Raw genomic sequence first — 21,852 nt, 5'->3', positions numbered from 1 at the left:
CAATACCTCTTGCAGCAATTAGTTCTTCTTCTTCACTTTTCCGCTACAATTATCAACAAGTTGAATCGATAAGAGGCGGTAATGCGTCAAACTAAAACCGGTATTCTGCTGGCAAACCTGGGTACACCCGATGCCCCCACTCCTGAAGCGGTAAAACGCTACCTGAAACAATTTTTAAGCGACAGACGCGTGGTTGATACCTCACGGCTGTTGTGGTGGCCGTTGCTGCGCGGCGTAATTTTGCCGCTGCGCTCGCCGCGTGTGGCGAAGTTGTATGCCTCTGTCTGGATGGAAGGTGGCTCGCCGCTGATGGTTTACAGCCGTCAGCAACAGCAGGCGCTGGCACAACGCTTACCGGATATGCCCGTGGCGCTGGGAATGAGTTATGGCTCGCCATCACTGGAAAGCGCCGTAGATGAACTACTGGCAGAACATGTAGATCATATCGTGGTGCTGCCGCTTTATCCGCAATACTCCTGTTCAACGGTCGGTGCGGTATGGGATGAGCTGGCACGCATTCTGGCGCGCAAACGTAGCATTCCGGGGATATCGTTTATTCGTGATTACGCCGATAACCACGATTACATTAATGCACTGGCGAACAGCGTACGTGCCTCTTTCGCTAAACATGGCGAACCGGATCTACTGCTGCTCTCTTATCATGGTATTCCCCAGCGTTATGCCGATGAAGGCGATGATTACCCGCAACGTTGTCGCACAACGACTCGCGAACTGGCTTCCGCGCTGGGGATGGCACCGGAAAAAGTGATGATGACCTATCAGTCACGCTTTGGTCGGGAACCCTGGTTGATGCCTTATACCGACGAAACACTGAAAATGCTCGGAGAAAAAGGTGTCGGTCATATCCAGGTGATGTGTCCGGGCTTTGCGGCGGATTGTCTGGAGACGCTGGAAGAGATTGCCGAGCAAAACCGTGAAGTCTTCCTCGGTGCGGGCGGGAAAAAATACGAATATATTCCGGCGCTTAATGCCGCACCGGAACATATCGAAATGATGGCTAGTCTTGTTGCAGCGTATCGCTAAAGAACTGAGCGCCGTCGCGAAGAGCATCGTCGGCGGTTTTCATCATCCGTGAATAATGCAAAAAGGCGTGCAGCGTGCCTGGGTAGAGTTTGAACTTACAAGGCTGCTGATGTGCCGCTAACGTCTGGTAAAGCAGACGGCTGTCATCCAGCAGAGGGTCGAACTCTGCCCCAGCGATAAAGCAGGGCGGTACTTCGCGGGTGAGATCATTATTAAACAGGCAGTAATACGGCGACTCGCGGTCTGTGTCGTGGCTTAAATACGCCTCTTCATACATCTGTAAATCCTCTTGCGTTAAGCCATCCCAAACACCGCCCAACAGACGACGAGTCACGGAATCCCGTAATCCGTAAAGCCCATACCACAGCAAAACGCCCGCAACTTCACCGCAATCTATCTGTTTATCACGCAACCACAACGCACTGGCGAGCGCCAGCATTGCGCCTGCAGAATCACCGGCAAAACCAATGCGTGACATATTGATTTGATAATCCTCTGCCTGCTGGTGGAAGTGGCAACAGGCAGCCACAATTTCCTCTATTGCCTGCGGAAAACGTGCTTCCGGCGAAAGAGTGTAAGCAATACCAATCACTGTACATTGGGTGTAACTTGCCAGCAGTCGCATAATCCGATCGTGGGTATCAAGATTGCCGAGAATAAAACCACCACCATGCAGATAAAATAGTGTCGCCGGGCTGTGACTTTTGGGTGAGTAGAGGCGAGTCTCGACCTGACCATAAGGTGTGGGAACCATGTAAGCGCTGGTTGCCATTTCTGGAGCGCCAGCATTCCAGAATCGGCGCTCAAGCGTGTAATACTGACGTTGCTCTGCAATCGTTCCCGTTGCGGGCCAGGGCGGCAAATCCGCCTGAAAAGTATTCACAACTGCCTTCATTTCAGCAGAAATGAGCTCCAGAACGGGTAATTTGTTTTCCGGTTTCATAAAAAACTCCTTCCAAATTACGTCATTGTAATAAACCGCCACCAGCAAAATGCGATCCCGCCGTCCGATATTGAAAGCCGAGTGTGTATCGCGCGTTCAGGTGTGAATGTGCTAACATTCGCCGCTCAGTTAACCACCCGTAAAAACAACCATGAAATTTCCCGGCAAACGTAAATCCAAACATTATTTTCCCGTAAACGCACGCGATCCGCTGCTTCAGCAATTCCAGCCAGAAAACGAAACCAGCGCTGCCTGGGTAGTGGGTATCGATCAAACGCTGGTCGATATTGAAGCGAAAGTGGATGATGAGTTCATTGAGCGTTATGGATTAAGCGCCGGGCATTCACTGGTGATTGAGGATGATGTTGCCGAAGCACTTTATCAGGAGCTGAAACAGAAAAACCTGATTACTCATCAGTTTGCGGGTGGCACCATTGGTAACACCATGCACAACTACTCGGTGCTCGCGGACGACCGTTCGGTGCTGCTGGGCGTCATGTGCAGCAATATTGAAATTGGCAGCTATGCCTATCGTTACCTGTGTAACACCTCCAGCCGTACCGATCTTAACTATCTGCAAGGCGTGGACGGCCCGATTGGTCGCTGCTTTACCCTGATTGGTGAGTCCGGGGAACGTACCTTTGCTATCAGCCCTGGACATATGAACCAGCTGCGGGCAGAAAGCATCCCGGAAGATGTGATTGCCGGAGCCTCGGCGCTGGTTCTCACCTCTTATCTGGTGCGCTGCAAGCCGGGTGAACCGATGCCGGAAGCAACCATGAAAGCCATTGAGTACGCGAAGAAATATAACGTACCGGTGGTACTGACACTGGGTACCAAGTTTGTCATTGCCGAGAATCCGCAGTGGTGGCAGCAATTCCTCAAAGATCACGTCTCTATCCTTGCGATGAACGAAGATGAAGCCGAAGCGTTGACCGGAGAGAGTGATCCGTTGTTGGCATCTGACAAGGCGCTGGACTGGGTTGATCTGGTGCTATGCACTGCCGGGCCAATCGGCTTGTATATGGCGGGCTTTACTGAAGACGAAGCGAAACGCAAAACCCAGCATCCGCTGCTGCCGGGCGCTATCGCGGAATTTAACCAGTATGAGTTTAGCCGCGCCATGCGCCACAAGGATTGTCAGAATCCGTTGCGTGTCTATTCGCACATTGCGCCGTACATGGGCGGGCCGGAAAAAATCATGAACACTAACGGAGCGGGGGATGGCGCACTGGCAGCGTTGTTGCATGACATTACTGCTAACAGTTATCACCGTAGCAACGTACCAAACTCCAGCAAACATAAATTCACCTGGTTAACTTATTCATCGTTAGCGCAGGTGTGTAAATATGCTAACCGTGTGAGCTATCAGGTACTGAACCAGCATTCACCTCGTTTAACGCGCGGCTTACCGGAGCGTGAAGACAGCCTGGAAGAATCGTACTGGGATCGTTAAGTTATCGACCAGACCGGACGACGATGGCCGGATAAGATGCGTTAGCATCGCATCCGGCAATGGAATCAATGTATTACCCCGTCACCACTTCACCCGCCGGTGGCGTTTCCAGCAGTTCCAGCATAGTTCGGGCAATTTCACGCTCACCCATCACTACCTGATTCGCGCCACGTTCGGTGATATACGCCACTTCATCGTCATAATGGGCGCGGGCAATAATCTCAATATCCGGGTTTTTCGCGCGGGCAGACGCCACAATCTCGCCCGCTTCATAACCGTTGGGAATCGTCAGGATCAGCCATTTTGCACATTCCAGATGCGCCATTTGCATAATTTCTTCGTTCGCCGCATTGCCCAATACTGCGCGGACCCCGCGCTCGCGCAGTTCATCGACGCGAGTACGTGACGTCTCAATCACCACTAAAGGAATATCAGAGGCGAGCAATTTCTCCCCCAGCAGGCTGCCTACACGACCATAGCCAACGAGTAGCGCATGGTTGCAAATATCCACTGGGATCTGCTTCTCTTCTTCGATTGCCTCTTCCAGCGTCTGCTCTTCCAGCGTTTCGGTCTTCGCCAGATATTTCTCCAGCAGTGCGAACAGCACCGGGTTGAGCATAATCGACAGGATTGCCCCTGCCAACACCAGGTTCTGCCCGGCCTGCGGCAACAGATCCAGCGCCATCCCCAGCCCCGCCAGGATAAAAGCGAACTCACCAATTTGCGCCAGGCTGGCGGCGATAGTTAATGCCGTACGTTGAGAGTGACCAAACAGTCGCACCAGGAAAAACGCGGCTAATGACTTACCAAACAGAATAATCGCCAGCGTCGCTAGCACCGCCAGTGGTTGCTGAATCAGAATTAACGGATCAAACAGCATTCCGACGGAGACAAAAAACAGCACCGCAAACGCGTCGCGTAATGGCAGCGTATCGTGGGCAGCACGGTGACTCAGTTCAGACTCGTTCAGTACCATCCCGGCAAAGAACGCACCGAGTGCAAAGGAGACATCAAACAGTTCCACCGCGCCAAAAGCAATCCCTAACGCCAGCGCCAGCACCGACAGGGTAAACAGCTCGCGGGAACCGGTTGCCGCGCTGCGTGCCATAATCCACGGCACCAGACGGCGACCTACCAGCATCATAATGGCGATAAATGCGATCACCTTGCCGATGGTGATCCCCATATCAACGGCCAGCGTCGCAAAGCCCACATCACCCTGTTCCATCATTCCTGCTACTGCGGGCAGCAATACCAGCGTCAGAACCATGACCAGGTCTTCCACAATCAACCAACCAATGGCGATTTGTCCACGCTGGCTGTCTATTAATTGCCGTTCTTCAAGTGCGCGCAGTAACACCACGGTACTGGCGGTGGAAAGACATAAACCGAACACGATACCGGTCATTAACGACCATCCCAGCACGGCAGAGAGCGCCATACCCAGCAGCGTCGCCACGGCTATCTGGGCGATCGCGCCGGGAATGGCGATGGCCTTTACCGCCATCAAATCCTTCAGCGAAAAGTGCAAACCGACGCCGAACATCAGCAGAATAACGCCCAGCTCCGCCAGTTCCGGCGCGAGCTTGGTATCAGCAACAAAACCTGGAGTAAAAGGGCCAGCCAGCACGCCCGCTAACAAATATCCCACCAGAGGAGAAATACGCAGTTTATTAGCAATCATGCCGAGGATAAAAGCGAGCACAAGGCCGCCAACAATGGTGGTGATAAGCGGGGTGGCGTGATGCATTCCGTCTCCTTTAGTTGTGGTGGTGATCCTTTTTTGGCGTAAAACCAAAAGTACAAGTAATAGTTTATGACAAATCTAATGATTATGTTTATGAATAATTGTTGAATTTTGCAGAAAAATGGAATTAGCCATCAAAAAAGCACGGATGGGGAATGTGTGGAGATAAAAGAAGAGGAAAGGCTTATGACTATTGGAAAGGTGGCGGCCAAAGTTTAACTTTGGCCGCAAGAAAATCACGCTTTATGCTGATTATCAGGTAAGAATATGGTGAGGATGCCCAAAAGAGGCAGGAAAGCACAGATTTTATAGACTAACTCGATACTGGTATGGTCCGCAATGAGCCCCAACACTGCGGCCCCCAGGCCTCCCATGCCGAAAGCAAAACCGAAAAACAGCCCGGAAACCATACCAATACGCCCTGGAAGTAGCTCCTGAGCATAAACGAGGATGGCAGAAAATGCAGACGCAAGGATAAAACCAATGATGACCGTTAAAATACCCGTCCAGTAAAGGGTTACGTAGGGTAAAAGCAGGGTAAAAGGTGCAACACCGAGGATAGAGCCCCAAATTACATATTTTCTTCCTATTCTGTCACCTACTGGCCCGCCAATCATAGTGCCCGCAGCCACGGCAAACAGGAATGCAAACAGATGAATCTGCGCATTTTGTACGGATAAACCAAACTTTTGCATCAAATAAAAGGTGTAATAGCTGCTGATGCTCGCCATATAGAAGTATTTTGAAAAAATCAGGATCAGCAAGATACTTACTGCCAGCACAACCTTATTGCGTGGCAAAGGACTTATCATCGTCGCTTTTGGTTTGCCTTTATTGGCTAAATGCTGCGTAGCATACCAGCGGCTGATTTGCGCCAGCACCACGATAGCTAAAAGAGCAGCCAGTACAAACCACGCAACGTTACCTTTGCCATAAGGCGCGATAATTACCGCCGCCAGCAAGGGCCCAAGTGAACTGCCAAAATTACCGCCGACCTGGAAGATAGATTGCGCCAGACCATGACGGCCACCAGACGCCATTCGGGCCACGCGTGAGGATTCCGGGTGAAAGACCGACGAACCAGTGCCGACCAACGCCGCCGCCAGCAGAACTGCGCCAAAACTGCCCGCCAGCGCCAGCAGCACAAGACCGCTTAAGGTAAAGCACATGCCAATCGGCAACGACCATGGCATCGGGTATTTATCCGTCCAGTAGCCGACCACTGGTTGCAGCAGCGAAGAGGCTAGCTGGAAGGTGAGCGTAATCATACCGATCTGCATAAATGTCAGGGAGAATTCAGCTTGTAGCAGAGGGTAAATCGCCAGAATTAGCGACTGGATCATATCGTTTAGCAGGTGAGAAAGGCTGATTGCGCCTAAAATTCGAAACGATGTCCGTCCTTTGCTCGCAGGTGCTACTGGTTGAGCTTGTTCACTGATTGCCATAGAAAAGTCACTTTTGTCAGAGTTGCGATGTGAAGAAAATCTTAATTGTGATTATTACCTGACTAACATACCTGCGCAGTTCGTTTGACGGAAGCCTCAATTCTGAAAACAGATTTGTCTATTATGTGTGGTCACGGTAATTTCAAACGTTAATAACTGGTCAGGGAGAGAATTATGAAGTTTTTGCAACGGGGTGTGGCACTGGCACTGTTAGCCGCCTTTACGCTGGTGAGTGAAACCGCTCAGGCGTATGAGCAGGATAAAACCTACAAAATCACCATCCTGCATACCAATGATCATCATGGTCATTTCTGGCGTAATGAATATGGCGAATATGGTCTGGCGGCGCAAAAAACGCTGGTGGACGGTATTCGCAAAGAGGTTGCGGCTGAAGGTGGTAGCGTGCTGCTACTTTCCGGTGGCGACATTAATACTGGCGTGCCCGAGTCCGACTTACAGGATGCCGAACCTGATTTTCGCGGTATGAATCTGGTGGGCTATGATGCAATGGCGATCGGTAATCATGAATTTGATAACCCGCTCACCGTATTACGCCAGCAGGAAAAGTGGGCTAAGTTCCCGTTGCTTTCCGCCAATATCTACCAAAAAAGCACTGGTGAGCGCCTGTTTAAACCATGGGCGCTGTTTAAGCGTCAGGATCTGAAAATTGCCGTTATTGGGCTGACAACCGATGACACAGCCAAAATTGGTAATCCGGAATATTTCACTGATATCGAATTTCGTAAGCCCGCTGATGAAGCGAAGCTGGTGATTCAGGAGCTGCAACAGACAGAAAAGCCAGACATTATTATCGCGGCGACCCATATGGGGCATTACGACAATGGTGAGCACGGCTCTAATGCACCGGGCGATGTGGAGATGGCACGCGCGCTGCCTGCCGGATCGCTGGCGATGATCGTCGGAGGTCACTCGCAAGATCCAGTCTGTATGGCGGCAGAAAATAAAAAACAGGTCGATTACGTTCCTGGTACGCCATGCAAACCGGATCAACAAAATGGCATCTGGATTGTACAGGCGCATGAGTGGGGCAAGTACGTTGGTCGGGCCGACTTTGAGTTTCGCAACGGCGAAATGAAAATGGTCAACTACCAGTTGATTCCGGTAAACCTGAAGAAGAAAGTGACCTGGGAAGACGGGAAAAGCGAGCGTGTGCTTTACACCCCTGAAATCGCCGAAAACCAGCAAATGATCTCGCTGTTATCGCCGTTCCAGAACAAAGGCAAAGCGCAGCTGGAAGTGAAAATAGGCGAGACCAATGGTCGTCTGGAAGGCGACCGCAGCAAAGTGCGTTTTGTACAGACCAATATGGGGCGATTAATTCTGGCAGCCCAAATGGATCGCACTGGTGCCGACTTTGCGGTGATGAGCGGAGGCGGAATTCGTGATTCTATCGAAGCAGGTGATATCAGCTATAAAAATGTGCTGAAAGTGCAGCCATTCGGCAATGTGGTGGTGTATGCCGACATGACCGGTAAAGAGGTGATTGATTACCTGACCGCCGTCGCACAAATGAAGCCTGATTCTGGTGCCTATCCGCAATTTGCCAACGTTAGCTTTGTGGCGAAAGACGGCAAACTGAACGACCTGAAAATCAAAGGCGAACCGGTCGATCCGGCGAAAACTTACCGTATGGCGACATTAAACTTCAATGCCACTGGCGGTGATGGCTATCCGCGTCTGGATAACAAACCGGGCTATGTGAATACCGGCTTTATTGATGCTGAAGTGCTGAAAGCGTATATCCAGAAAAACTCGCCGCTGGATGTGAGTGTCTATGAACCGAAAGGTGAGGTGAGCTGGCAGTAATGAACCCTGTCGCGGCGTCATGATATGACGCCGCCATTTATGAATATTGAAATCTTGCATCGTAATCGCGATGTGTCAAACCAAATGCCATCAGCATATAATTCTGCGGTTCACCAGACTGTTCTTCATCTGCTTCAAACCAAAGTGTCACGCCTGAGCGATTGACGTGGATTAATAGTGTATGGGGCGATTGACGGCGGATTTGCAGATCAGCGCCTTCGTTAACAAGCATGTTAAATACACGCGTAACGTTCAACTCAGCGACGTTATTCAATATTCCTTTATCAAATCGGATCGCTTTGCCCAAATGGATTTGGCTCAAATAATCGCACCAAATCATATATAGCTTGTTGCTTTCGAAATGAAACTCAACATTGCCAAATAGCCAGATATAAAAACCATTTCCCATATCATTTTTAGAGTCCGGCTCAACAAAGTTTTGTTCCAGCCATGCCATTGTTTGCCCCGGTTCGACAAAATCGAATTTTCCGTTAAAGACAAAATTGTGGAAGCTAACATCAACAAGATGGTCAAATTTCATCTTTCGCTCCTTTGTGAATTTTTTACACGCTTCAAAAGCCAGCGTAATTTACATCGGTGCAGGCGACTCTCCAGTGTTGAGCGAAAATTTGCGATGTCGACATTGGACCGATCTACCGCAGCAACCCCCGTGTATTGTGGGATCGGTGAAGGGATTTTTTCTAACTTTCCCAGCGCCAGCAGTTGTTGAATGATCCTGCTGCCGTCGTGGTAATCATCGTAAATAGCCACTGGCAGAGGCTGCCAGTCGGGGGTCGATTTGATAAATCCGGAAAAAAAATACGGGTCCAGATCGCCGAAATCAAAGCCGTAGGCGAGGGGAACTTCAATATTTTGCTCTGTTTTTTTATTCTCAAATGCACAATGAAAACCGTGAAAACAATACTGCCACTTTCCCATTTTGCCTTTTCGCTTACGGTTGCATTTGAAGGGGGCAAAGGTAACTAGCGGGTTATTTTCCGCCATCTCAACATTCAGTTGTTCAGCCAATGCAAATATAAGCTCTGTCGCCAGCTTACGATATTCTTTCGCGCAGTGTTCGAAAAAATCCTGATGGCGGTTAATCTCTTCAAGCGATATTAATCTGGCGATCCTGATAACCGGGTCGGCAGAATGCATGCCAACAACAAATTCATCGAGCTGTGCTTTCAGCACCAGCCCGAATTCCTCACGATACCTCTCTGCTTCGCTGGCAAAATGCAGATGTAATACCTTCTCTCTCGATGTTTGCCGAAGTAAGGCGATATCCGGTATCTCATCTGCACAAGCGATACTTAATGTCTCTGTAATCCTTTCCACATCTCATCTTCCGTGTGCATCACTTAATCGCGACGAGCGATATCAGCAAATTTGGCATCGAGGATCTTCGCCAGGTCGCTTGCCGCCAGTTCGATGTCCAGCCCGCGCTTGCCGCCAGAAACAAAAATAGTGGCAAACTCTTGCGCGGGGGCGTCGATAATCGTTGACAGACGCTTTTTCTGCCCCAGTGGGCTAATCCCCCCAACCAGATACCCCGTCGAACGCTGCGCAACCATCGGATCGGCCATCTCAACTTTCTTGGCACCCAACGCCTTTGCTACTTTTTTAAGATCCAGTTGACCGGCGACCGGCGTAACGGCCACTGCCAGATGTTTCATATCACCGTTCACTGCGACCAGCAGCGTTTTGTAGACCTGATCCGGATTCAAACCTAATTTTTTGACGACTTCATCGCCAAAATTGGTTTCAGCCGGATCGTGCTCGTAGGTGTGGATTTGAAACGAAATCTTGTTTTTTTCGAGTAATTTAACTGCGGGTGTCATGGTAATTTTCCTGCCTTAAACAAAAAAACGAAGCAAGCATACGCCTGATGGCGGTCCAAAAAAAAGAGTCATCTTGCCTAAGAGTATTGGCAGGATGGTGAGATTGAGCGACAATCGAGTTACACCGTCGCTTAAAGTGACGGCATAATAATAAAAAAATGAAATTCCTCTTTGACGGGCCAATAGCGATATTGGCCATTTTTTTAGCGCAACATCTGCGGCAAATTCCCTTCTCCATACAGGTGTAGTGCACCGACCGCGACCACATAGCGCCCCGGCGGCATAGCATGCAGTTTATCCCGCCAGGCGAGATTTCGCTGATGCATCAGCACATCGTACAGCGATTGGCTGAACGTATTCGGCAGCGTTATTTCATTATTTTGCGGTGGTGCATTCAGCCACCAACTCATCATTTGTTGCAGCAAACGAGCGTTGGTGTGCCAGTGGGTCAGCGTATCGTCCAGCAGCGCCAGTCCTTTGTCAGGGAGCTGGAGCAACATGGCAATCTGGTTGTCTGCCCCTTCCAGTTCAATTACGGGTTTATATTGTTGTTTCGCCACCTGCAATAGCTGGTAATCGATACCATATTCTGCCCGCAGCCCCAGTTTTTGCGCCTGCGTTGCCTGAAGAACCATCGCGATTTGCCACAGTGGTTGGGTGGAAAAGAGCGATGGAGAAATACCCATCTCCTGGCTTATGTTTTGCAGATTTTGTAATTGCTCCTCGCTAATGCGCTCTTCCAGCGCCTCGCAGGCAGGCAAATTGGCAAAAGGCGTATCGCTGGTGGAAACATCCGCCTCGACGATCAGCGCATCGGCGTTTTTGAGCTTTTTGAGCAAACGGGTGGGCAGGGGAGCCATATCGTGGCTACCCATATGAATACTGCCGATCAGATGAAAATGGCGATTGCCGGGAAGAGAGATATCGATAGCAGGCCAGGTGTAATGATTACCGCGCAGCGCGGCCCAAAGCGTTTTTACCCGGTACAACAGATCCATACGACCTCCCTTTGTGAAATATCATGCTAGCGCGCGGGGAGGGATGGCGCAAATGGAGTTGATTATTGCACTTGCGCACAGTGCTTGTGTGCATTAAAATGATTAAATAATGGACAAAGAGATGACAATGGAATGGCTCAAAAGAATAATATAAGGAGTTTTCGTGATGCCTGGCTGGCTGATTTTTTTGTCCACTCAACGCCACATAGAAAGATTCCTGCTGAAATCCATACCACATTATCAAGAAAATTGGACATCATTAATGCTGCCACTTCTCATCGGGATTTACGCTCCCCTCCGGGGAACCGATACGAAGAGTTATCCGGGAAATTACAGGAATACTCCTCCATTAGAGTGAATAAACAGTACCGACTGATATTTAAATGGGTTAATGGCAAGGCCGAAGAATTGTATTTAGATCCACACAACTACTAAAACATAGCTGTCGTATTGACGAGAAAGGTAAAACCATGAAACAGGCAACAAGAAAACCGACGACACCCGGAGATATTCTTCTCTATGAATATCTGGAGCCGCTCGATTTGAAAATCAATGAGTTAGCAGAGTTGCTGCATGTTCATCGTAATAGCGTCAGTGCACTGATCAATAACAATCGTAAACTCACAACTGAAATGGCGTTTCGTCTGGCTAAAGTTTTTGATACCACAGTCGATTTTTGGCTAAACCTCCAGGCGGCGGTTGATCTTTGGGAAGTTGAAAACAACATGCGTACACAAGAAGAATTGGGACGGATTGAAACAGTGGCTGACTATTTGGCTCGCCGTGAAGAGCGTGCAAAGAAGGTTGCGTAAGGCCAAAACATCGCTTCATCTCGTAGGCCGGATAAGGCGTTTACGCCGCATCCGGCAGTCATGCGTCGATGCCAAATGCGCCGCCCTAAAGCAGCGCATCCGCAATGACTTACTTATTCCTTCGGTTTAAATCGTAGCAACCGGTTGGCGTTACTCACTACGGTAATCGACGAGAGTGCCATTGCTGCACCGGCAACCACAGGATTAAGCAGGGTTCCAGTGAACGGCCACAAAATACCGGCGGCAACCGGAATACCAATGCTGTTATAGATAAACGCGCCGAGCAGGTTCTGCTTCATGTTGCGCAGCGTTGCGCGGGAAATAGCGAGCGCATCCGCAACACCCATCAGGCTATGGCGCATCAGGGTAATCGCCGCGGTTTCAATGGCAACATCGCTGCCGCCCCCCATCGCAATACCGACATCCGCCTGGGCCAGTGCTGGCGCGTCGTTAATGCCGTCACCCACCATTGCCACCTGACGTCCTTCACTTTGCAGACGTTTGATCGCTTCGGCTTTACCGTCTGGCAGCACCCCGGCTATCACCTCATCAATCCCTGCTTCTTTGGCGATCGCATTGGCGGTGGTCGGGTTATCCCCGGTTAGCATCACCAGACGATATCCCGCTTTATGCAGACGTTGCAGCGCCGTCACGCTATCACTACGCAACGGATCTCGTACTGCCAACAGGGCCACCGCTTTCCCGTCAATCGCCAGCAGCACAGGCGTTGCCCCTTGCGATGCCTGAGCTGAAATATCTGCTTCAATCGCTTTAGTATCGACTTGCTGGTCATTTAACAACGCCTGATTACCCAGCAATAACGCATGACCTTCTGCTTCACCGCTCACGCCCAGCCCACGCAATGTACGGAAGCTGTTGACCTGCGGCAGTTGCATATCGCCTGCTTTATCGAGGATCGCTCGTGCCAGCGGATGGCTGGAACCTTGTTCCAGTGCCGCCGCCAGACGCAGCGCCTGCGCTTCGTCAACATCAGCAAATGTTTTCACTGCGACAACCTGCGGCTTCCCTTCCGTCAGTGTCCCAGTTTTATCGAACACTACGGTATCGAGCGTACTGGCGCGTTGCAACGCGTCGGCGTCCCGCACCAGCACACCAAATTCAGCCGCACGCCCGACGCCGGAAATAATCGACATTGGCGTTGCCAGCCCCAGCGCACACGGGCAGGCGATAATCAGTACCGTAGTGGCAATCACCAGGGTATAAACAATTTGCGGTGCCGGACCAAAGAAGTACCAGATTGCCGCACTGACCAGCGCAATCACCACCACTACCGGCACAAATACGGCAGAGATTTTATCTGCCAATTGGCCGATTTCCGGTTTACTGCTCTGGGCCTGGCGCACCATACGAATGATCCGTGACAGCGTAGTATGGCTGCCAACCGCACTGGCACGAAACAGCACGCTACCGTCCTGCACCACGGTACCTGCATGAACGCTATCGCCTTCGCCTTTTTGCTGTGGGATAGGTTCGCCCGTCAGCATTGCTTCATCCAGCCACGCTTCGCCCTGGGTAATTTCACCATCTACCGGTACGCGATCGCCGGTCGTCAGGCGTAGTAACATACCAGGCTGAACATCTGCCAGCGGCACGCTTTTTTCACCTTCGTCAGTGACCAGGCGCGCCGTCGGCGGGGTTAAATCGAGTAACTTTTCCAGCGCCTTTGAAGAACGCTGACGTGCGCGCGCTTCCAGCATATGACCGAGATTAATCAGACCGATAATCATCGCACTGGCTTCGTAATAAAGATGTCGCGCTTCCATCGGGAACCACTGCGGCCACAGGTTGACGCTCATTGAATAGAGCCACGCCACACCAGTACCCAGCGCCACCAGCGTATCCATCGTCGCCGCGCCGTTCAGCAGGCTTTTCCATGCACTGCGGTAAAAATGCCCGCCGGCGAAAACCATTACCGCCAGCGTTATCAGGCCGATAACTAACCACAGACTACGGTTGTCGGCGGTGACCATCATGTTATCGCCGATCATCCCCCAGACCATCACCGGGATACCTACCGCCAGTGCGACAATTGCCTGCCAGCGGAAGCGCTTCATCGTAGCGACGGCGGTTTCTTGCTGGCGCTCGCGGCGTTTCGCGTCATCTTCAATCGCTTCCGCGCCGTAGCCCGCTTTCTCCACCGCCTGCACTAAATCTTGTGGGGAGGCACTGCCCATCACCAGCGCAGTACGCTCCGCCAGGTTTACCCGTGCCTGAGTGACGCCCGGTACGCTTTGCAGGGCATTTTGTACGCGGGTGACACAGCTGGCGCAGCTCATGCCGCTCAACAGCAACTGCTGGCTGTCATCGTCATCGGCGGTCGCTGCCGGAAGCGCCTCAGAAACCGCTGTCAGTGCTTCCGACGGGATTGATGACTCCGCCAGCGGTTTAGCCTTTGGGTGGCTTACAGATGCGTCATAACCCGCTTGTTTGATGGTTTCGATCAGCTGTTCTGCACTGGCAGTCCCGGTAACGTGCGCTTCAGTGATAGACACATCCGCCTGCTCAACATCCGGGCGCTGTTCGAGACTTTCTTTCACGCGTTTAACGCAGTGACCGCAGGACAGGCCGTCCAGGGTCAGGTCGATAGTTTGTGACATAACGTACTCCTTTAAGACAGTTTTGACTGACTGTGATAAAGGGTAAACCTTCCAGCAAGGGGAAGGTCAAGAAATTAATTTGGTAGTGGAAAAATAACGTTTCGGTATATCAATATCAGAGCAAAATATATTGCCATTAGATAATTATCTCATTGTTTTATATTATTTTATTTCATTTTTAATTTTGGTGCTAAGTTAAATCTTAATGCCTGTCACTGGCAGTACAGATAGTCGGATACTCAGGCAATTATTGGTGGCATCGGTCGCTTAACAGCCAGGTGGTAACTTGTTTAAGGACTGAAGACGATGAGCACGGAAAGAAATAACACAGGTAAAACTCTCGGTTTGTGGAATGTCGTTTCCATTGGTATTGGGGCGATGGTGGGGGCGGGGATCTTTGCGTTGTTGGGACAAGCAGCGTTGTTGATGGAAGCCTCAACATGGGTTGCGTTTGCCTTCGGCGGTATCGTGGCAATGTTTTCCGGCTACGCCTATGCCCGGCTTGGGGCGAGCTATCCCAGTAACGGCGGTATTATTGATTTTTTTCGCAGAGGATTAGGCAACGGTGTCTTTTCGCTGGCGCTCTCGTTGCTTTATCTGATGACACTGGCTGTCAGTATCGCCATGGTTGCCAGAGCATTCGGGGCTTACGCTGCGCAACTCCTGCATGAAGGAAGCCAGGATGAGCATCTGATTCTGCTTTATGCACTGGCGATTATCGCGCTGATGACGCTTTTCAACTCTTTAAGCAACCATGCGGTTGGTCGGCTGGAAGTGATCCTCGTTGGTATCAAAATGATGATCCTGCTGCTGTTGATCATTGCGGGCGTCTGGTCGCTGCAACCTGCGCATATTTCCGTTTCCGCGCCTCCCAGTTCCGGTGCGTTCTTCTCCTGTATCGGGATTACCTTCCTCGCCTATGCAGGTTTTGGCATGATGGCGAACGCGGCAGATAAAGTGAAAGATCCGGCGGTCATTATGCCGCGAGCATTTTTACTGGCGATAGGCGTTACCACCTTGCTCTATATTTCCCTGGCACTGGTGCTGCTTAGCGACGTTTCAGCTCTGGAACTGGAAAAATATGCTGATACTGCCGTAGCGCAAGCAGCTTCACCGCTTCTCGGACACGTGGGTTATGTGATTGTGGTCATTGGCGCCTTGTTAGCAACGGCATCCGCCATTAACGCCAACCTGTTTGCCGTGTTCAATATCATGGATAACATGGGTAGCGAGCGCGAACTGCCAAAAATTTTCAATAAATCGCTGTGGCGGCAGAGTACCTGGGGCAACATCATCGTGGTGGTGTTGATCATGCTGATGACGGCAGCGCTTAACCTGGGTTCACTGGCCAGTGTCGCCAGTGCCACCTTTTTGATCTGCTACCTCGCCGTTTTCGTTGTGGCAATCCGTCTGCGTCATGATATCCACGCCTCGTTGCCAATTCTTCTCGTTGGTATGCTGGTCATGCTGCTGGTGATTATTGGCTTTATCTACAGTTTGTGGTCTCAGGGGAGTAGCGCGCTGATGTGGATTATTGGCGCACTGTTACTGAGTATGATCGTGGCTATGGTAATGAAACGTAATAAAACAGACTGAACCCTTCCTTCGCGCAGTGTAAAATGCACTGCGCTCTACTATTTCCCTGCTTTAATTAAAAATCTCTTTCTTTATAACGTTAATAAATAAGTCACAATTAAATGATATATACCGCTTAAATCTGTGATTTTCATCACCTCCTGCCCTGGATTATTCTTAATGCGAATGATGGCAATCTAAAAGGCGTAGTGTAATCTTAAAAAACAACGTATAAATTTTCACAGCATTTCTTTTCAGGATAACGTGGTGAACAAAAGAAATGTGCAAGTTATTGGCCTTCTTTATTAAAAAGAGGTTGGTTATAAAAACCAACTAAAATAAGGACCTGGAAGGAAGTGACTTAACTATGGCGCTATTACATATTAAAAACCGTAAAAATAAAGGTCTTATTTTTTTAATGGGTTGTATTGTCATGGGGAAAAACACACTTGCTGCGCCATTACCGCAATGGGCGAATGCTCCTGCGGTTACGCCTGTTGCCAGTTTATCCTTACAGGAAAGCATATTGCGCGCCTTTGCGCGCAACCCCGACGTCACCCAACAGGCGGCGCAGATAGGTATTGGCGAAGCGCAAATCGATGAAGCCAAAAGTGCCTGGTATCCACACGTTGGATTAACCGGCAACGCGGGGCCGTCCCGGCAAACGGACTCCAGCGGCAGGCTGGATAACAACGTCTCTTATGGCATAACCCTGACGCAGCTGGTGTATGACTTCGGTAAAACAGATAACGATATCAAACTACAAACCGCCGCACGCGACAGCTACCGTTTTAAACTGATGGCAACCTTAACTGACGTAGCCGAAAAGACGGCGACGACCTATATGGAAGTGAGCCGATATCAGGCGTTGTGTGACGCTGCGCAGCGTAATATCAACTCGCTGGAAAACGTCTACAACATGGCGGCACTGCGCGCCAACGCCGGGCTTAACTCATCATCCGATGAATTACAGGCACAGACGCGTATAGCGGCAATGCGCTCGACGCTGGAGCAATACCAGGCGCAAATGGCAAGCGCCAAAGCGCAACTGGCGGTGCTCACTGGTGTACAGCCGGAGAGGATAGCCGCGCCACCTGCTGAATTAGCCGAGCAGCCAGTGTCGCTAAAAAATATTGATTACCAGTCCATACCGCTGGTGCTGGCTGCTGAAAACTTACGCCAGTCTGCCCAGTACGGCGTGGAGAAAACCAAATCGCAATACTGGCCGACGCTCAGTATTCAGGGCGGCAAAACGCGCTACCAGACCAGCGACCGCTCGTACTGGGATGACCAGTTACAACTGAACGTCAACGCGCCGTTGTATCAGGGCGGCGCGGTTTCAGCCCAGGTGCAACAGGCCGAAGGGCAACAAAAAATCTCTGCCTCGCAGGTTGAGCAGGCGAAATTAGATGTTATGCAACGGGCGTCGGTGGCGTATGCCAACTGGACTGGGGCACGGGGACGTGAAGAGGCCGGTTTAGCGCAATCCGAAAGTGCGCACAGAACGCGGGATGTTTATCAAAATGAATATAAATTGGGTAACCGAAGCCTGAATGATCTATTAACCGTCGAGCAAGATGTTTTTCAGGCGCAATCGGCTGAAATAAATGCCAATTATGATGGCTGGGTCGCCGCAGTGAATTATGCCGCTGCGGTAAATAACCTTATTCCATTAGCGGGAATTAAACAGGGCTTATACAACGACTTACCCGACTTGAAATAATCCTGCCATTATTAATATCAGGTATGCATCGTTGTTAAGTGATTACCTTTGTCTTATTTAGATAAATGGACTCGCTAAGGATTTGCGCCATTTATCAGGGATCTCATTATGAGCCTGATTATTGATGTTATTTCGCGTAAAACGTCCGTCAAACAAACGCTGATTAATCCAGGCGACGTTACGGTTGTCATTTATGAGCCCTCCGTGGTGCAGGTTCATGCTCAGGCATCTGCCGTTGCGCGTTATGTGCGCGATGGAAACGATCTGCTGATTTATATGCAGGACGGCACGGTGATCCGCTGTAATGGTTATTTCCTGCAAGCGGCAAATACCAGCGAGCAATCCGAACTGGTGTTTGCCGATGGGCAACAGCTGACTCATGTCACCTTTGCCGATACCGCGGCGGGTGGATTAGCGCCCGTGGAGCTGACCGCTCAGACTACCGCAATTGAAAGCATTGCGCCGTATCTTGATACCGTCGCTCAGACCAGTGCCTTCCCGTGGGGATGGTTAGCGGGTGCCGCGGTAGGTGGTGGCGCGCTTGGCGCTTTACTGGCAAGCGGTGGTGATGATGACTCAAAAACTGAAGTGGTTAACAACCCTCCGCCAGCCGAACCCGGCAATGCCACTCCATCGTTTTTAGTAACCGATAATCAGGGCGATCAACGCGGTATTCTTTCCGCCAACGATATCACCGATGACACTACGCCAACCTTTAGCGGCAGCGGACAGGCGGGGGCGACCATCCAGATTAAAGACAGCAATGGTGACACCATCGCCAGTACCCAGGTCGGTAGCGATGGACGCTGGAGCGTCGATTTGCCTACGCAAAGTGCGGGCGAACACACCTGGTCGGTGGTGCAAATTGTTGGGAGCACCATTACCAACGCCGGGTCGATAACGTTAACCATCGACAATAGTCAGGCCGCCGTACAGCTCGCCACCACCGCAGGCGATAACATTATTAACGCCAGCGAACAGGCCGCAGGGTTTACCCTTTCTGGCACCAGTAGCCATCTGGCACAGGGAACGGAACTCACCGTCACGCTAAACGGCAAAACCTACACCACCAGCGTAGGCGCTAACGGCGCGTGGAGCGTGCAGGTGCCGACCGCCGACGCCCAGACATTAGGCGAAGGCAATCAGGCGGTGCTGGTCAGTGGGAAAGATGCCACGGGCAATACGGTCACCGGAGCGCAGCTGCTAACGGTCGATACCCAGCCGCCAACACTTGCTATCAACACCATCGCTCAGGACAACATTGTCAGCGCCTCAGAACATAACGCCTCGCTGGTAGTGAGCGGCACTTCGAACGCAGAAGCCGGGCAAACCGTAACACTGACCGTTAACGGGAAAAGCCACACAGCAACTGTCGGTAGTGACGGAACCTGGCAAGTGACGCTGCCTGCCGCAGAAGTGCAGGCGTTGGCAGATGGTGACTACACCATAAATGCCAGCGTCAGCGACCGGGCAGGAAACACCACCAGCAACAGCGTAAATTTCACAGTAGACACCGGTGCGCCAGTGGTCAGCGTTAACACCGTTGCGGGTGACGATATTCTTAATACCGCCGAACAGATTGTGGCGCAGATTATTTCCGGGCGGGTCAGTGGGGCTTCCCCTGGCGACACGGTCACCGTCAAGTTAGGCGCCACAGTTCTGTCCGGCGTGGTGCAGGCAGACGGTAGCTGGAATGTGGCGCTTGATCCGGCGGTAACTCGCACTTTAGCGCGTGGCCCTAACGATATTATCGTCACGGTGACCGATGCCGCCGGAAATACCGGTACAGCGACTCATAACATCACCCTGGCGGGCGTCGCGCCGCAAGTCGCGATAGATGCGATCAGCGGAGATAACGTACTGAATGCGTTGGAGTCTCAGCAGCCGCTAACGTTAAGCGGCACCAGCAATTTGCCCGATGGCGGTACAGTTAGCGTGACGTTGAATAATGTCACGTATAGCGCTCAGGTCAGCGGCGGCGTCTGGTCGCTGAACGTCCCGGTAAGCGATGTTGTCAATCTGGCGAACACCACTTACACCGTCACTGCCAGCGCCACCGATGTGACCGGCAACACCGGCACCGCGCAGAGCAATTTGCTGGTCGATACGGTGCTGCCGCAGGTGATCATCAACACCTTTGCGGGCGACAACATTGTCAACAACGCCGAAGCGGGAGCAGATCAAACCCTGAGTGGCCTCGTCGTGGGCGCCGCGCAGGGCGATACGGTCACTATTGAACTGGGCGGCAATACTTACACGGCGACGGTGGGCAGCAATCTCACCTGGAGCGTGAACGTTCCGGCGGCAGATTTACAGGCGTTGGGCGACGGTGCGTTAACCATTAATGCTTCGGTTACTACCGTACATGGCAATACGGGTAGCAGTGCGCTTGATATCACCATCAGCGCCGGGCTGCCGGGGCTGCGCATTGACACCATCGCGGGCGATGATGTGATCAATGCCGTTGAGCAGCAGCAAAACCTGATTATCACCGGTAGCAGTACCAATCTGCCCGCCGGAAGAGTGGTCACTGTTTTGTTCGGCGGCAACACCTACCAGGGGGTGACCGACAGCAACGGCAACTGGCAGGTAGGCGTGCCTGCGGCAGATCTACAGGCACTGACGCCGGGTACGATAGTGGTTAATGCCAGCGCAACAGACCCCGCCGGGAACCCGGTTTCCATCGATCGCAACGTGGAGGTTAATCCGGGCGCGGTGCTTATCACCATCAATACCGTCTCCGGCGATGACATTATCAATGCCGCAGAAAAAGGCGCGCCATTGACGCTGACCGGCACCACGCAGCTGGTGGAAACCGGGCAAACCGTGGTAGTGAAATTCGCCGGGCAGACCTTTACCACTACCGTTCAGGCAGGTGGCGGCTGGAGCCTGACCATCCCCGCCAGCGCGGTGAGCAGCCTGGCAGACGGTGCGGCGGAAATCACTGCGACCGTCACTAATATCAGCGGTAACACAGGCGACACTTCCCGCACCATTACCGTCGACAGCCAGGCTCCGGCCTTAAGCATCGACTCGCTGACGGCTGATAACGTCATCAACGCCGCCGAAAGTGGTCAGGATCTGCAAATCACGGGCACCACCGACGCTCAGCCGGGGCAGACGGTGACCGTCACGCTGAATGGGCAGACCTATCAGGGCGTCGTGCAGTCAGATGGCACCTGGAGCGTGACCGTTCCCGCCGCCAACGTTGACGCACTGGCTGACGGCAACGCCACGGTGACCGCCAGCGTGAGCGATGTCGCCGGTAACCCGACCAGCGTCTCACGGGTGGCGCTGGTCGATGCCACGCCGCCGGTGGTGACCATTAATCCGGTGGCAACCGATAACGTAATTAACACGCCGGAACATACCCAGGCGCAAATCATCAGCGGCACGGTCACCGGGGCGCAGGCGGGCGATATTGTCACCGTTACGCTGAATAATGTGGATTACACCACGGTGGTGGATGCTTCCGGCAACTGGAGTCTGGGCGTTCCGGCCTCCGTTGTCAGCGGACTGGTGGACGGCAGTTATCCGATCAACGTTTCAGTGACTGATCGCGCCGGAAATACGGGTAGCCAGTCACTGACCGTCACGGTTGATACCGCCGCGCCGGTGATTGGCATTAACACTATCGCGGGCGATGATGTGATTAACGCCAGCGAAAAAGGGGCCGATGTTCAAATTACCGGCACCAGCGATCAGCCTGCCAATACTGCCATCACAGTGACGCTGAACGGGTAAAATTACACCACTACAACCGACGCCTCCGGCAACTGGAGCGTCACCGTTCCGGCATCGGCGGTAACCGCACTGGGCCAGG

General features: G+C 51.8%; 15 protein-coding genes and 2 pseudogenes. 9 read left to right on the top strand and 8 right to left on the bottom strand.

What is annotated here, in order from left to right; genetic code table 11:
• Positions 1 to 81: 81 nt before the first annotated feature.
• Complete coding sequence (gene hemH, locus K0335_RS14580) at positions 82 to 1,044, top strand: ferrochelatase (RefSeq protein WP_001250100.1); 963 nt, start codon at positions 82 to 84, stop codon at positions 1,042 to 1,044.
• Here the strand turns inward: hemH and aes are convergent.
• The gene (gene aes, locus K0335_RS14575) at positions 1,019 to 1,987 is read right to left on the bottom strand and encodes an acetyl esterase (protein WP_046081760.1); all 969 of its coding nucleotides are present in this window, start codon (positions 1,985 to 1,987) and stop codon (positions 1,019 to 1,021) included. The two genes, hemH and aes, sit on opposite strands and share 26 nt — an antisense overlap.
• Positions 1,988 to 2,138: 151 nt before the next feature.
• Here aes and gsk point away from each other — a divergent pair, with 151 nt between their 5' ends.
• A complete protein-coding gene (gene gsk / locus K0335_RS14570) occupies positions 2,139 to 3,443 on the top strand; it encodes an inosine/guanosine kinase (protein ID WP_000671574.1) in 1,305 nt (434 codons plus the stop codon).
• A gap of 73 nt (positions 3,444 to 3,516) precedes the next feature.
• Here gsk and ybaL read toward each other — a convergent pair whose 3' ends face one another.
• Together ybaL and K0335_RS14560 are read right to left on the bottom strand one after the other, a co-directional pair.
• A complete protein-coding gene (gene ybaL / locus K0335_RS14565; protein ID WP_219393892.1) occupies positions 3,517 to 5,193 on the bottom strand; it encodes a YbaL family putative K(+) efflux transporter in 1,677 nt (558 codons plus the stop codon).
• A gap of 233 nt (positions 5,194 to 5,426) precedes the next feature.
• On the bottom strand, positions 5,427 to 6,635 hold the full coding sequence (locus K0335_RS14560; RefSeq protein ID WP_001007961.1) for an MFS transporter: 1,209 nt from the start codon (positions 6,633 to 6,635) through the stop codon (positions 5,427 to 5,429).
• A gap of 174 nt (positions 6,636 to 6,809) precedes the next feature.
• Between K0335_RS14560 and ushA the strand changes: the two genes are divergently transcribed.
• Positions 6,810 to 8,462: a bifunctional UDP-sugar hydrolase/5'-nucleotidase gene (gene ushA / locus K0335_RS14555; protein ID WP_160193899.1), complete on the top strand. Its 1,653-nt coding sequence runs from the start codon at positions 6,810 to 6,812 to the stop codon at positions 8,460 to 8,462.
• Positions 8,463 to 8,499: 37 nt separating this feature from the next.
• On the opposite strand, the gene K0335_RS14550 is transcribed toward ushA, so the two are convergent.
• From K0335_RS14550 to K0335_RS14535, 4 genes are all read right to left on the bottom strand, one after another.
• Positions 8,500 to 9,003 carry a hypothetical protein gene (locus tag K0335_RS14550; protein ID WP_000667001.1) on the bottom strand — a complete coding sequence of 168 codons (504 nt, stop codon included), beginning with the start codon at positions 9,001 to 9,003 and terminating at the stop codon, positions 8,500 to 8,502.
• Complete coding sequence (locus K0335_RS14545; RefSeq protein ID WP_181674165.1) at positions 9,000 to 9,656, bottom strand: DUF6896 domain-containing protein; 657 nt, start codon at positions 9,654 to 9,656, stop codon at positions 9,000 to 9,002. The genes K0335_RS14550 and K0335_RS14545 overlap by 4 nt, the downstream gene beginning before the upstream one ends.
• A gap of 167 nt (positions 9,657 to 9,823) precedes the next feature.
• Positions 9,824 to 10,303, bottom strand: coding sequence for a Cys-tRNA(Pro)/Cys-tRNA(Cys) deacylase YbaK (gene ybaK, locus K0335_RS14540; protein ID WP_219393891.1), 480 nt, complete (start codon positions 10,301 to 10,303; stop codon positions 9,824 to 9,826).
• Between the two features lie 203 nt (positions 10,304 to 10,506).
• Entirely contained in the window at positions 10,507 to 11,301 is a 795-nt protein-coding gene (locus K0335_RS14535) for a TraB/GumN family protein (RefSeq protein WP_046081753.1), read from the bottom strand.
• 132 nt (positions 11,302 to 11,433) lie between these two features.
• On the opposite strand from K0335_RS14535, the gene K0335_RS14530 reads away from it, so the two are divergent.
• Entirely contained in the window at positions 11,434 to 11,736 is a 303-nt protein-coding gene (locus tag K0335_RS14530) for a type II toxin-antitoxin system RelE/ParE family toxin (protein WP_002431667.1), read from the top strand.
• A 35-nt stretch (positions 11,737 to 11,771) separates the two neighbouring features.
• Positions 11,772 to 12,113 carry a HigA family addiction module antitoxin gene (locus tag K0335_RS14525; protein WP_000806440.1) on the top strand — a complete coding sequence of 114 codons (342 nt, stop codon included), beginning with the start codon at positions 11,772 to 11,774 and terminating at the stop codon, positions 12,111 to 12,113.
• A 113-nt stretch (positions 12,114 to 12,226) separates the two neighbouring features.
• Here the strand turns inward: K0335_RS14525 and copA are convergent, their stop codons facing one another.
• Positions 12,227 to 14,731: a copper-exporting P-type ATPase CopA gene (copA, locus tag K0335_RS14520; protein WP_000083946.1), complete on the bottom strand. Its 2,505-nt coding sequence runs from the start codon at positions 14,729 to 14,731 to the stop codon at positions 12,227 to 12,229.
• A 306-nt stretch (positions 14,732 to 15,037) separates the two neighbouring features.
• Here copA and K0335_RS14515 point away from each other — a divergent pair, with 306 nt between their 5' ends.
• The 4 genes and pseudogenes from K0335_RS14515 to K0335_RS22715 all read left to right on the top strand — a co-directional run.
• Positions 15,038 to 16,327, top strand: a complete 1,290-nt coding sequence (locus K0335_RS14515) for an APC family permease (RefSeq protein WP_000102764.1) — start codon at positions 15,038 to 15,040, stop codon at positions 16,325 to 16,327.
• A gap of 346 nt (positions 16,328 to 16,673) precedes the next feature.
• Positions 16,674 to 18,029 carry a TolC family outer membrane protein gene (locus K0335_RS14510; protein WP_001196206.1) on the top strand — a complete coding sequence of 452 codons (1,356 nt, stop codon included), beginning with the start codon at positions 16,674 to 16,676 and terminating at the stop codon, positions 18,027 to 18,029.
• A 108-nt stretch (positions 18,030 to 18,137) separates the two neighbouring features.
• Positions 18,138 to 21,575: pseudogene (locus K0335_RS22720) on the top strand (Ig-like domain-containing protein); the annotation flags it as partial.
• Positions 21,549 to 21,842, top strand: a pseudogene (locus K0335_RS22715) (Ig-like domain-containing protein); the annotation flags it as partial. The pseudogenes K0335_RS22720 and K0335_RS22715, both read left to right, overlap by 27 nt.
• Positions 21,843 to 21,852: the final 10 nt, after the last annotated feature.

Origin of the sequence: Escherichia sp. GZ89 (assembly GCF_019366485.1) — a bacterium.
In the GTDB taxonomy this organism is placed as follows: domain Bacteria; phylum Pseudomonadota; class Gammaproteobacteria; order Enterobacterales; family Enterobacteriaceae; genus Escherichia; species Escherichia fergusonii.
This window is presented reverse-complemented; position numbering and strand designations above follow the sequence as displayed.